The organism is Nonomuraea cypriaca (assembly GCF_015645445.1).
Taxonomy (GTDB): Bacteria; Actinomycetota; Actinomycetes; order Streptosporangiales; family Streptosporangiaceae; genus Nonomuraea; species Nonomuraea cypriaca.
In genome coordinates, this window is record NZ_JADOGI010000278.1 from 1 (window position 1) to 12616 (window position 12616).

At 68.9% G+C, this 12616-nt stretch carries 8 protein-coding genes; 4 read left to right on the plus strand and 4 right to left on the minus strand.

The window, feature by feature from the left end; translation table 11 throughout:
* Positions 1-158 precede the first annotated feature (158 nt).
* On the plus strand, positions 159-1139 hold the full coding sequence (locus tag ITP53_RS48415; protein ID WP_195902237.1) for an ABC transporter permease: 981 nt from the start codon (positions 159-161) through the stop codon (positions 1137-1139).
* Between the two features lie 13 nt (positions 1140-1152).
* On the plus strand, positions 1153-2442 hold the full coding sequence (locus tag ITP53_RS48420) for a Gfo/Idh/MocA family protein (protein WP_195902238.1): 1290 nt from the start codon (positions 1153-1155) through the stop codon (positions 2440-2442).
* Between the two features lie 472 nt (positions 2443-2914).
* Here ITP53_RS48420 and ITP53_RS48425 read toward each other — a convergent pair whose 3' ends face one another.
* The 4 genes from ITP53_RS48425 to ITP53_RS48440 form a co-directional block, all read right to left on the minus strand.
* A complete protein-coding gene (locus tag ITP53_RS48425) occupies positions 2915-5059 on the minus strand; it encodes an alpha-galactosidase (protein ID WP_207757492.1) in 2145 nt (714 codons plus the stop codon).
* Complete coding sequence (locus ITP53_RS58655; protein ID WP_207757493.1) at positions 5056-5880, minus strand: carbohydrate ABC transporter permease; 825 nt, start codon at positions 5878-5880, stop codon at positions 5056-5058. The genes ITP53_RS48425 and ITP53_RS58655 overlap by 4 nt, the downstream gene beginning before the upstream one ends.
* Entirely contained in the window at positions 5877-6788 is a 912-nt protein-coding gene (locus ITP53_RS48435; RefSeq protein ID WP_195902239.1) for a carbohydrate ABC transporter permease, read from the minus strand. Before ITP53_RS48435 ends, ITP53_RS58655 begins: the two co-directional genes overlap by 4 nt.
* A gap of 69 nt (positions 6789-6857) precedes the next feature.
* Positions 6858-8150: an ABC transporter substrate-binding protein gene (locus ITP53_RS48440; RefSeq protein WP_195902240.1), complete on the minus strand. Its 1293-nt coding sequence runs from the start codon at positions 8148-8150 to the stop codon at positions 6858-6860.
* 120 nt (positions 8151-8270) lie between these two features.
* On the opposite strand from ITP53_RS48440, the gene ITP53_RS48445 reads away from it, so the two are divergent.
* Positions 8271-9488: an ROK family transcriptional regulator gene (locus tag ITP53_RS48445; RefSeq protein WP_195902241.1), complete on the plus strand. Its 1218-nt coding sequence runs from the start codon at positions 8271-8273 to the stop codon at positions 9486-9488.
* An 88-nt stretch (positions 9489-9576) separates the two neighbouring features.
* Positions 9577-12549, plus strand: coding sequence for a CBM35 domain-containing protein (locus ITP53_RS48450; RefSeq protein WP_207757494.1), 2973 nt, complete (start codon positions 9577-9579; stop codon positions 12547-12549).
* Positions 12550-12616 lie beyond the last annotated feature (67 nt).

Sequence of the window (12616 nt, forward strand, 5' to 3'; positions counted from 1 at the left end):
GGGTCGATCCTCGGCGCCATCGTCCTCGCGCTGGTTACGAACATCGTGTTCTTCGCCGACGTGCCGACGACGTACCGGCAGCTGGTCAACGGCGCTGTGATCATCCTCGCGCTGGCCCTGGCCGGCATCCCGGTGTTGCAGAAGAGGAGGCCGGCGGCATGAGCGCACCCACCGTGGAGGCGCCGCGACGGGTCCTCGCCTGGCGGCCCGGGCCGGTGGCGCTGGCCGGCGCGATCGCCGTCGCGCTCGTGATCGCGGGCGAGATCGTCTCCCCAGGGTTCGCCGGCTACGGCCAGCTGGTCAACCTCATGCGGGTGGCGGCGTTCCTCGGGGTCATCGCGATCGGCCAAACCATCGTGATCATCGCCGGCGGCGGCGGCGTCGACCTGTCCGTGGGCAAGGTGGCGACGTTCGCGGCCATCATCGGGTCGCGGGTGATGGCCGGCGACGACGGCAACATCGTGCCGGCCATGGCCCTGGCGCTGCTGGTCGCCGCGGCGATCGGGCTCGTCAACGGGCTCGGGGTCACGCTGCTGCGCATCCCGCCGTTCGTCATGACGCTGGGCATGATCGGCGTGGTGCAGGGGCTGATCCTCGCCTACACCGGCGGGCAGGCCAGCGGCCGGGCGGCGCCTGCGCTCACGTCGCTGGTCAACGGCCGGGTGATCGCCGACCTGCCGGGGCTGCTGTTCCTGTGGCTGCTGCTCGGCCTGCTCGCCGTCTGGCTGCTGCGCCGCACCACATTCGGCTGGAACCTGTTCGCCGTCGGGGCCAACCGGACCGCCGCGGAGCTGACCGGCGTCCGGGTCAACCGCACGCTGATCCTGGCGTACGTGCTGTCCGCGACGTTCGCCGGGCTGGCCGGCATCCTGCTGCTCGGGTACACCGAGTCCGTCTTCCTCGACCTCGCCGACCAGTACATGCTGCCCTCGGTGGCGGCCGTCGTCATAGGCGGGACGCTGCTGGCCGGCGGCATCGGCGGCTACAGCGGCACCGCGGTCGGCGCGATCGTGCTGACCGTCCTGCAGGGTCTGCTCACCACCCTGGACATCGGCGGCGCCGGCCGCACCGTCGTCAACGGCGTCGTCCTGCTCGTCCTGCTGTCGCTCTACGGGCGGCAGCGACGCCTTAGGAGTTAGGGGTCCTTCCACGATGGAGAACAGCGAACGGCTCGGAGTCGGCATCGTCGGCGCCGGATTCATGGCGAACTTCCACGTCACCTCGTGGACCGGCGTCCGCGACGCCGACGTCGTCGCCGTCCACAGCCCGCGGGCCGAGAGCGCGCAGGCGCTGGCCGACCGCTGCCGCGAACTGCGGGTCGGCGACGCGCGCGCGTACACCGAGCTGCCCGAGCTGGTCCGCGACCCGCGGGTCGACGCCGTCTGGGTGGTGGCGCCGAACCACGCCCGGCTGGCCGTCGTCGAGACCATCGCCGGCGAGGTCACGTCCGGGCGCGCGTCCCTCGTCGGCGTCGCCGTCGAGAAGCCGCTCGGCCGTGACCTCGCCGAGGCCCGGCGGGTGCTGGAGCTGGTCGAGGGCGCCGGGCTGCGGCACGCGTACCTGGAGAACCAGGTGTACGCGCCCGCCCTCACCCGCGGCCACGAGCTGCTCTGGGCCAGGGGCGCCGCGCCGGCCGGGACGCCGTACCTCGCCCGGTGCGCCGAGGAACACAGCGGCCCGCACGCCGCCTGGTTCTGGGACGGTACGCGGCAGGGCGGCGGCGTGCTCAGCGACATGATGTGCCACTCGATCGAAGCCGGCCGGTACCTGCTGACGCCGCCCGGCGCTGACCAGTCCGACTGGCTCACCCCGGTGTCGGTGAGCGCGCAGATCGCCTCGCTGAAGTGGTCGCGCAAGCGGCACGCCGCGCAGCTGACCGAACGGTTCGGCGGCGCCGTCGACTACACCCGTCGGCCGGCCGAGGACTACGCCCACGCCACCATCATGTTCCGCAACGGCGACGGCGACGAGGCGGTCGTCGAGGCGACCACATCGTGGAGCTACGTCGGGCCGGGGCTGCGGCTGACGTTCGAGCTGCTCGGCCCCGAGTACTCGATGAGCGCCAGCACGCTGAGCACCGAGGCGCAGCTGTTCCTCAGCCGCGAGATCCGCTCGCCCGAGGCCGAGGACCTGGTCGAGAAGCAGGGCGCCGAGCAGGGGCTGCTGCCGATCGTGTCCGACGAAGCCCTGACCTACGGGTACACGACGGAGAACCGGGCGGTGACCGCCGACTTCCTCGCCGGGCGGCAGCCGCGGGAGAGCCTGAAGCACGGTGTGGAGGTCAGCGAGTTGATGATGGCCGCGTACCTGTCCGCCGAAACGGGCGAGACCGTGCGTTTCCCGGTGGCGAACCTGGACACGTTCGTCCCGCAGGTGGCCCAGGGGACATGGCGGCCCGGCGTGAGCGAAACAGTGGTCCACCGGGGTGGCGGGTCCAGTTGAACAAATCCCGCGACGTCGCAAGGTTGATTGCGGCGTCCCGACCGGAACCGGCCGCGTAGAACATGTGGTCGTTCAGGTAGCGCGCGGACCTGACATCGCCATGTCAATATCGATAGATCTAGAACTAGGGCAAGGGTCGTTCCGCTTCCTCATCCGTGATCGGGATGCCAAGTTCACGACCGTCTTCGATGAGGTGTTCCGCTACGTCGGAGGAACCCCAGCTCACCGCGCGAGGCCGCGCCGTGGCGGAGATCGTGCAGGCGGATGGGTGGCAGGCGACCACAGGCTGCCGTGGTCCATCATCGTGGTGGTTCCCTGTCTGCTGGACGGCGTGGGGTGGCGCAGCCCGCAGGTCGTGATGGTTATGCGCCGAGGTCGAAGAGCGTTGGCGGTGTCGTCGGACGGCTGTCGTGCAGCCCGGCGCGGAGCGGGTGGACGCCGGCCGGGATCAGCCGGGGGACTCCAAAAGCGGTCAGGCCAGGAGTTCGAGGCGGATCAGCGTGCTGGCGTAGTCGCCGGTGAGCTGCGGGGTGATCCCGTGGCCCATCAGCAGCGCGCCGGACAGCACCGCGCCGCCGTCCACCCGGTACCCTCCTTCGGGGGCGAGGCCCCGCAGCCGGATCGGCGCCGGGTTGCTGTCGTACTGCTGCGCCTCCTGGTACACGAGGACGACGGACTCCTTCTGATCCGCCGTCACGTACTGCACCGCGGACGCCGACCTGCCCGGTTCGCCCAGCCGGTGCAGGCGGCCGTGCTGGACGATGTGGCGGATCTCCTTGTACTGCGCGATGAGCCGCCTGGCCTCCTCCGTCTCCTCGGCCGTCCAGGCGTTCAGATCGCCGCCGATGCCGAGCACCCCGGCCATCGCGACGTGGAAACGGTACGACAGCGGCACCCGGCGCTTGTTGATGAAAGTCGGCAAGTCCGTCACCCAGCACGACATGGTCCGCGCCGGATAGAGGTGGCTGAAGCCGTGCTGGATGTACCGCCGGTCCAGCGCGTCGGTGTTGTCCGAGGGCCAGAACTGGTCCGTCCGAGCCATGATCCCGAAGTCGACCCGGCCGCCACCGCCCGAGCACGCCTCGAATGCCACGCCGGGATGCTTCCGACGCAACGCGTCGATCACGCCGTAGACGCCCGTCACGTGGTCGAGCCACAGCCGCCCCTGCCGGTCCGGCTGCTCCGGCCAGCCCGTGTCGGTGAACGGCCGGTTCATGTCCCACTTGACGAACTGGATGTCGTTGGCCGACAGCAGCGCGTCCAGCTCGCCGAAGACCCACTCGGCCACGTCAGGCCGGGCGAGGTTCAGCACCAGCTGGTGCCGCATGGTGTGCGGTTCCCGGCCGGCGTAGTGGTAGGTCCACTCGGGGTGGGCGCGGTACAGGTCGGAGTCAGGGTTCACCATCTCTGGCTCTATCCACAGCCCGAAACCCATGCCGAGGGCGTGCACCTCGTCGATGAGCGGCTTCAGGCCACGGGGGAAGCGGCCGGTGTTGACCCACCAGTCGCCGAGACCGGCCTGGTCCCCGGAACGCCGGCCGAACCATCCGTCGTCGAGGACGAACAGCTCGCAGCCGAGGTCGGCCGCCTGCCGGGCCAGCGCCCGCTGGCCCGCCTCGTCCACGTCGAAGCCGGTGGCCTCCCAGGAGTTGAACAGCACCGGCCGCAACTCGCCGGAGTTCGGCAGGACGTGGCGCAGTGCGTACTCGTGCCACGCGTGGCTCATCGCGCCGAACCCGTCCGCGGTGAACAGTCCCGAGCTGACCGGGGTCTTCAGCACCTCGCCCGGTTCGAGGCGGCGCGGGCCGAAGCCCTCGTGCCCCCAGCCGAACAGCACCTGGGCGGGTTCGTCCAGCTCCCGCTGAGCGAGCATCCGCCACGAACCGCTCCAGTGGAGCGTCGCACTGTAGACCCGGCCGCTCTCCTCCGTGGCAGTTCCGTCGTCGATCGCGAACCACGGATTCGCGTGGTGGCTGGTGATGCCGCGACGGCTCTCCAGGACGAGGTGGCCGTCGGTGAGGTCGGTCCGGCGCACCTGCGTCTCCGCCGCCCAGCGGCCGGTGAGGTGAGTCATCCGATGCCGCGGCTGCTCGGGGGTCACCCATGCGGCGGAGTCCAGGCGGTGCACGTCGACGGCGTCCGTGGTGGAGTCGTTGCGCACGACCACCGACCGGTCGATGACGTCGCTGTCGTCGTAGACCCGGTAGTACAGGGTCACCGTCAGCTCCTGGTGCCGCGCCTCGAACCACAGCGCCAGCTCCTGGTGGCCGGGCCCGGCGGTGATCTCGTGCCTGGCGAGCCGCCACTCGATGGTGCGCACCGCCCCGGGGAACTCCACCGACAGCGCCGCCCGGCCGAACTGCAGCCCGCCGTCGAGTGGGTACTCCTCGTGCCGGTTCGCCGCCGAGCGGAAGCACGCCCACTGCGACGCCAGCCGTTCGGCGGTCGAGGTCGCCAGGTAGGCCGCGTCCTCGGCCGTGATGGGCGGGCCCCAGTAGGTGTGGATCGGGATGTCGTCCTCGCGCCCGACGTACGCCGAGTAGGACGTGTGGGGGGTGTCGAGCAGCAGCAGTCCGGTATCGGCGTCGTATGTCACCGCGGACGGGCGGGCCTTCACTTCACCGATCCCGCGGTCAAGCCGGCCACGAACTGCTTCTGCAGCGCTACGAAGAACAGAAGCACCGGAAGCGAGGCCAGGAACGAGAACGCGTACAGGGTGCCGAAGTTCGTCGAGTACTCGCCCACCGAGCGGTAGACGCCGACGGTGACCGTGGTGCCGGACTCGGGGCCAAGGATCACCAGCGGGCTGAGGAAGTCGTTCCAGACCCACACCCCGAGGAAGATCATCACGCTGGCGGCGGCGGGCCGCAGCGTCGGGAACACCACCTGCCAGAACATCCGTAGCCGGCTCGCGCCGTCGATGCCGGCCGCCTCCTCGATGTCCACCGGCACGGTGCCGATGAATCCGGCGAAGACGAACACGCCGAACGGCAGGTAGTAGGCGACGTTGCTGAGCACCACGCCGGGCAGCGTGTTCATCAGGCCCACGGCGTCGAGGACCTGGGTGATCGGCTGCAGGATCACCGCCGGCGGGATCATCAGGCCGGCCAGCAGCATCAGCATCGCCGGCTTGGTCCAGCGCGCCTTCGAGCGCACCAGGTAGTGCGCCAGCATCGCCGAGGACAGGGTGAGCAGGAGCACGGACAGCACGGTGATCTGGACGCTGTTCAGCAGCGACGACCAGAACAGGCCGTCCTCGCGCCCGAAGACGGCTCCAAGGTTCTCCCCGGTGAGCGGCGCGGGCAGCCCGAGGGGCGAGGACTGGATCTCGTCGGCGGGCTTGAGCATGCCCGTGACGACGATGTAGATGGGGAAGAAGAACAACGCGGTCAGCGCGACGGCGAACACCGGCCGCACGACCCGGAACCGGGATGTCACAGGTGTACCTCTCGACGTTGCAGCAACCGCAGGACGACGCCGGTGATCGCGACGACGATGGCGAGCATTATCGTCGCCTCGGCCGCGGCGAACCCGATCCGGTCGCCTCGTACGCCCTTCTCGATGACGTCGAAGGCGATGGAGGCGGTGGCGTTGCGCCCAGGGCCGCCGTTGGTGAGCACCAGGATGTGCTCGTACACCTTGAAGCCGCTGATCAGCAGCATGACGGTGTTGATGGTGACCGAAGCCGCGATCATCGGCCAGGTGACCGACCGGAAGCGACGCAGCCAGCTGGCCCCGTCCATGAGCGCCGCCTCGTGCAGTTCCTTCGGGACGGCGTTCAGGCCGGCGATGTAGACCACCACGCAGAAGCCCAGCATCTGCCAGCAGAGGATCCCGCTGATCGAGTACAGCGCGAGGTCGGGATCGGACATCCAGCGCGGGGCGCTGCCCACTCCGAGGTCCACCAGGATCGCGTTCAGCACGCCGTCGGGCCGCAGCAGGCTCTGCCAGATGACGCTGACGACGATGCCGCTCAGGATGACGGGCGTGAAGAACACCGAGCGCAGCAGCCGGTAGAGCAGGCTCTCCCGGTTCAGCAGCATGGCGATTCCGAGGCCCAGGACGTTCGGCACGATCACGACGATCAGCGTGACGACGAAGGTGTTCTTCAGGACCAGCCAGAACTGGTCGTCCTGGAACAACCGGCTGAACTGCCCTAACCCGACCCAGCTGGTCTGCGGTTCGAACCGTGTCTGGTCGGTGAAGCCGAGGACGATGGTCCACACGATCGGCAGCAGTACCAGCACGCCGTACAGGAAGAGTCCAGGCAGGGCGAATCCGGAGAACTCACGCGCTCTGCGCAGCCAGCCACCCTGGAGAGAGTGGTGGCGGGGTGAGCCGGGCATGGGAGAAAGGACCTCTCAATAAAGGACGAGTGAGGGCGGACGGGGTGGTCCGCCCTCATGGGTGGTCGCCTACTGAAGAGCGGCGTATTCGTCGTTGAGCTTCTTCGCCACGGTGGCGGCGTCGGAGGTGCCGTCGAGAAGCTCGACCGCGATCTGCTGGATGGGGACGGTGAACTCGGCGGGCAGGCCGTTGTCGCCCTGCTCGATCGAGAAGGCCGGGGTCACCGTGCCGTCCTTCACCGCCTTCTCGTAGATGGCCAGCGTCTCCTTGAAGAGCGGGCCCATGTCCGCCGGCGGTTTGTAGCCTGCGACGGTGTTGAAGGTGCCGTCGGCCTCGGTGAAGGCGTCGGCGGTCTCCTTGTCCTTGGTCCACTCCAGCGCGAACTTCTTCGCGAGCTCGACGTTCTCGGCCTTCGCGCTGACGCTCATGCCGCCGCCGGTCAGGTTCGGCACCACGGCCTTGCCGTCGTCGCTCGGCCAGGCGAAGGCGCCGACCTCGAACGGAGGCTTGTCGTTGTCCACCGAGGTGGCGAACCACGAACCCATCGGGTACATCGCGGCCGACCCGGCCCGGAAGGCCTTCTCGTGGTCGGCGTAGGACCGGCTGGTGCCCTCCTCGTCGAAGTAGCCGAGCTTGGACAACTGCGCGATCTTCTCGGTCGCCTTGACGAAGGCGGGGTCGGTGAAGTTCTTGGCCCCGGACTTGATCTCCTTGTCGAAGTCCGCGTCCTGCAGGAAGACGTCAGTCCCGACGACGCCCGCCCACGAGTACACGCTGGCGAAGGTGTCCTGGCCGCCGCCGCCTACCGCGATCGGGGTGATGCCGGCGGCCTTCAGCTTGGCGCAGGTGTCGAGGAACTCGGCCCAGGTGGTCGGCACCTCGCCGATCCCGGCCTTGGCGAAGTCGTCCTTGTTGTAATAGAGGAGCGACTGGGGCTGGGCGTTGGTGGGCAGCTGGTAGATCTTGCCGTTGATCGCGCCGGACTGCGGGGAGGCGTAGTCCTTCAGCTCTTCGGGGGTGAACTCGGCGAGCTGGCCGCCTTCGGCGAATCCCTGCGGGTTGACCGCCATCATGATGTCCGGGAGCTGGCCCGAGCTGGCCAGCTGCTTGGCATAGGTGGTGCGGTCCACGTTCGGGGTGACCAGCTTCTTGATCTTGATCCCCGGGACCTTGGCGGAGACACGCGCGATCGCCGAGTCCCACAGCGAGGCGGGCAGGTTGGGGGTCTCGAACGTGAGCATCGTCATCTCGGCCGTACCGTCGGACGAGGATTCCGCGCTCGTACCACCACTGGCACAGCCGGCGAGAGCCAGCGTCGTGAGCGTCGCAGCGGCGACCGCCCCTCTCCAACGTGCTGCCATGAGTGTCCCTTCGGTCCTGCTGTCGCCGAGCGGTGGAGTTCCAGCGTCGTTGATCGCAAAACTGTAATATGCAGACCGGTTAGCATTATTGTCGCCGTGAGCATAAGGATCCCTGATCGGATGAGTCAAGACAGAGAAGCAGCCGCCCGGCTCGGAGACTCGTCGTTGCTGCGACGCCTGAACACCGCCGCCGCCCTCGGCGCCTTCATCAAGTCTCCCTCACTCACGCTGCGCGAACTAAGGGCGGTCATCGGCGTATCACGGCCGACCGCGGAGGATCTCCTCGCCGAACTCCTCCAAGACGGCCGGGTGGAGGAAACCGTGCCGCCGCGGCAGGCGAACGGCAGAGGAGCGGGACGCCCGGCCCGCCACTTCCGTTTCCGCGCCGAGTCCGGGTACGTCAGCGGTATCGACATCGGCGCGCACAAGACGCTGGCCGTGGTGACCGACCTGCGCGGCAACCCGCTCGCGTCGCACCGGCGGGAGCTGGACCCGGGCCTGGACGCGTCCGAGCGACTACAGGCAGCGGCGGAGACCGCGCGGGAGTGCTGGCGCGACGCGGGCCTCGATCCGGGCGAGATCACCGGCGCGGCCTGCGGCGTGACCGGAACGCTGCGGGCGCCGGAGGGAGTGTTCGACGTGGCCGCCGGCCAGGCCGGATCGGGGCTTACCCCCTACTCCCTGCCCGGGTTCACCGAGGTGGACGTCGCCGCCACGCTGTCTGCCGGGCTGGGGCTGCCGGTGGCGGTGGCCAACGACGTCAAGCTGGCCGCACTGGCCGAGCACTGGAAGGGCGCCGCCCAGAACCACCGCGACATCGTTTACATGTTCGCCGGTCACCGGGCCGGCGCCGGGGTCCTGCTGGACGGTCAGGTGCACCAGGGCAGGCACGGCGCGGCCGGAGAGATCGGGGCCCTGCCCATGCTCGGGTGGGAGTCCGCGGTGGCCCGGCTGCACGCCCGCGGCGCCGAACTTGCGGCCGGCAGCGCCTCCGCGGCGGGGCGCGAGGGGGAACTGGTCATCGCCTCCGCGGCTCGGCAGGACCCGGAGAGCCTCGCGGTGCTGATCGAGTTCGCCGAGGTCCTCGCGCGTAGCGCCGCCGTCCTGACGCTGGCGGTGGACCCGGAGATCGTCGTGCTCGGCGGAGGCATGTCACGCGGCGGAGCGATCATCGCCGAGCCGTTCCGCCGCGAGCTGGCCAAGCTCATGCTGTTCCCGATCGAGGTGGTCGCCTCCACGATGGGCGCCGACTCGGTGGCCCTCGGAGCCGCCCGGCTGGCCCTCGACACAGTTTTGAACTCGTTGCTGGAAGTACCCGGGATTGATCCGAGGTCTTGACCGTCGGCCACCGCCGTTGGATCATCAGGGTTCCGATTAGGCAGTGTTCTTGACATTATTCGCCTGATCGTTCCAACGAAGAAAGCCGATGGTCATGAACCTCCCCCCACCTACCCCAAGCGGACCCGGACGCCGGTGGACGCCCGGGGTCGCGTCCCGTTCCCGGCGCTTCGCCGGGATCACCCTCGTCCTGGCCCTCTCCCTCGTGGCGGCGCTGTTCAGCGCGGCGCCCGCTGGCGCCGAGGTCGAGCACCCGCGCCAGCAGTGGATGCGTGACTCCACAGCCGGACTGTTCCTGCACTGGGGCATGTTCACCGCTCCCCGTCACACCGACTGCGCCGCCTGGGAGCGCGACGTGACCGACGGCGGCTGGACCGCCGACTACTGGATCGACGAGGCGAAGAAGCTCCGCGCCTCCTACATCGTGCTCGCGACCTTCCACAGTCGGCTCGGCTACGCCCGGCCGTGGCCGTCTGAGATCCCCGGCAGCTGCTCGACGAAGCGCGACTTCCTCGGCGAGCTCGTGGACGCGGGCAAGGCCAAGGGGGTCCGCATCCTGCTCTACATGACCGACGACCCACAGTGGCACAACGAGGTCGGCGTCGAGACCCTTGACTCCGCCGCCTACTCCGCTTACAAGGGCCAGCAGGTGGACCTCACCACCCGCGACGGCTTCGGCATGTACAGCTATGACCTGTTCCAGGAAGTCATGGACAAGTACCCCGACCTGTCGGGCTTCTGGATCGACAACGACAACGCGTACTGGGAGCGCAACAAGCTGTACGAGCAGATCCGTGAGAAGCGGCCGACCTGGTTGTTGAGCAACAACAACGAGGACACGCCGATCATGGACACCGTCAGCAACGAGCAGAAGACCGGCATCACCCCGGCCTACGACTACCCGCAGGCCACGTTCACGCCGATGCCGCGCCTCACCGAGGCCGACTACAAGCTGCCGACCAGCGGCCAGTGGTGGTACGACGGCAAGGACAACGCGGTCGACTTCCCGCTGAACATCGGCCGGTACGTCGCCAACGCCGGCTCGTCGATCAAGTCGCTGATGGCCGAGACCGCGATGGTGAACGGCAAGTTCCCGCCGAGCCAGGAGAAGTTCAACAACTTCATGGACACCTGGCTGCCCCCCATCTGGTCCTCCATCACGGGCACCGAGGGCGGCGGCTACATGTACGGCGGCATGCAGCCGGGCTTCTGGAACGACGGCGCTCACGGGGTCATCACCGTTGACGACGGGGCCACGACCCAGTATGTGCACGTGCTGACCAAGCCCAAGAGCCAGGACATGGTCCGGCTGCGGGACAACGGCTACCGGGTGACGCAGGTAACCGACGTCCGGACCGGCGCGCCCCTGCGGTTCACCCAGTCCGGGGGTTACCTCTCGATCCTCGGCGTCACCGACTGGGACACCTACGACACCGTCTTCAAGGTCCGCACCTCCGGGCAGCAGTACTTCCTCAAGTCCTCCGCTGTAAAGGCCACCGCCTCGGCCGAGAAGGAGGGCTTCCCCGCCTCCGACATCGTGGACGGCGACTACACCACCTACTGGGACAGCGACGGCAACCAGCCGGTGTCGGTGACGCTGGACCTCGGCAAGCGCCGCCAGGCGGCCTACCTCGCCGTCAACCAGACCGAGTGGTCGCCCACCCACGCCCGCGAGTCGTTCGGCCGGCCCGAGGACTCCGCCCGGATCATGAACTACAAGGTCTACGCCAGCAAGGACGGCGAGACCTGGGGCGAGCCGGTGCGCACCAGCGCGATGCGGAGCGCACGCGGCGTCCAGTTCATCGACCTCGGCAAGCAGAACACGCGCTACCTGAAGCTCGAGGTGCTGGACACCTGGAGCGGCGCCCAGGCGAAGCCGTTCTACAAGCAGCTCAAGATCGATGAGATCCGGGTGGCGTCGGACTACCCGACCCACGACGCCGACGGCATGCCGCTGGAGGCGGAGGCCAGGCACAACGACCGGGACGGCAAGGCACGTGTCACCACCTGCGACGCCTGCTCCGGCTCCAAGCAGGTCACCTGGCTGGGCGGCGGCGGCCGCAACGCCGTCACCTACCGCGACGTCCAGGTCACCGAGGCGGGCACCTACCGGCTCGAGCTGGACTACACCGCGGCCAAGGCCGGTTCCTTCTCGGTGAGCGTCAACGGCGCCGCGCCGATCAAGGAGAACGTCGCCGCCACCGGCGTGGACGTTCCCGTGGACGCGTCGATCGCCGTGCCGCTGGCCGCCGGAGCCAACACCATCAAGGTGTTCAGCGACGACGAGCAGGGCCCCGGCCTGGACCGGATCGTGGTCGGGCCGATGCCCTCGGCGTCGTACGTGCCGAAGACCACGATGACCGTGAACCCGGCCGGCGTGGTCTGGGTCGGTCCCGGCCAGCAGTCGGTCAAGATCTCCGCGAAGCTCCGCCTGGACGAGGACACGGTCGACGATGTCCAGATGGCGCCCGTGGTGCCGGAGGGCTGGACCCTCGAAGGCGCTGCGGTGACTGCCGCCAACCTGCGTATCGGCCAGTCGATCGAGGGCACCTGGACGGTCACCGGCCCGGCCGGCGGTCAGCAGAGTCCCGTGCAGGTGCCGGTCAAGGTGGACTTCCAGACGGTCGGCCTGCCGCACAGTGTGTCCAAGGTGGTGCCGGTTCAGGTCCGTCCCGCCGACCGCGTCTTCATGCGCGAGGCGGAGAGCTCGCAGAACGAGATCGGCAGCGCCGGTGTCACGAACTGCTCGCGCTGCTCCGGCGGGCAGAAGGTGCGCAACATCGGCGGTTCCGCCGACGCGTCCGTCCGGTTCGACGACGTCGTGGTGGACCAGGCCGGTGAGTACCAGCTGTTCATCGACTTCACCGTCAACGGGAACCGCTCCTACTTCGTCACCGTCAACGGCGCCACCCCGATCGAGGTACCGGTCAGCGGCATGGGCAACGACACCGTGTACACGGAGGCCGTGACCGTCTCCCTGAACGCCGGCAGCAACACCATCACCATCGGTAACGACGACGACTCCGCTCCCGACCTCGACAGGATCTCCCTGGGCTCGTAGCCCCGGGGACCTTCTGGCCGTGTGCGCGAACCGGCGGCCGTCCGGTGGGAGCGGTACCGCTCCCACC

Excerpts from the sequence above, each read along its gene's own strand:
- ITP53_RS48450 (WP_207757494.1), top strand. The coding sequence starts at position 9,577 with ATGGTCATGAACCTCCCCCCACCTACCCCAAGCGGACCCGGACGCCGG.
- ITP53_RS48440 (WP_195902240.1), bottom strand. The coding sequence starts at position 8,150 with ATGGCAGCACGTTGGAGAGGGGCGGTCGCCGCTGCGACGCTCACGACG.
- ITP53_RS48445 (WP_195902241.1), top strand. The coding sequence starts at position 8,271 with ATGAGTCAAGACAGAGAAGCAGCCGCCCGGCTCGGAGACTCGTCGTTG.
- ITP53_RS48435 (WP_195902239.1), bottom strand. The coding sequence starts at position 6,788 with ATGCCCGGCTCACCCCGCCACCACTCTCTCCAGGGTGGCTGGCTGCGC.
- ITP53_RS48415 (WP_195902237.1), top strand. The coding sequence starts at position 159 with ATGAGCGCACCCACCGTGGAGGCGCCGCGACGGGTCCTCGCCTGGCGG.
- ITP53_RS48420 (WP_195902238.1), top strand. The coding sequence starts at position 1,153 with ATGGAGAACAGCGAACGGCTCGGAGTCGGCATCGTCGGCGCCGGATTC.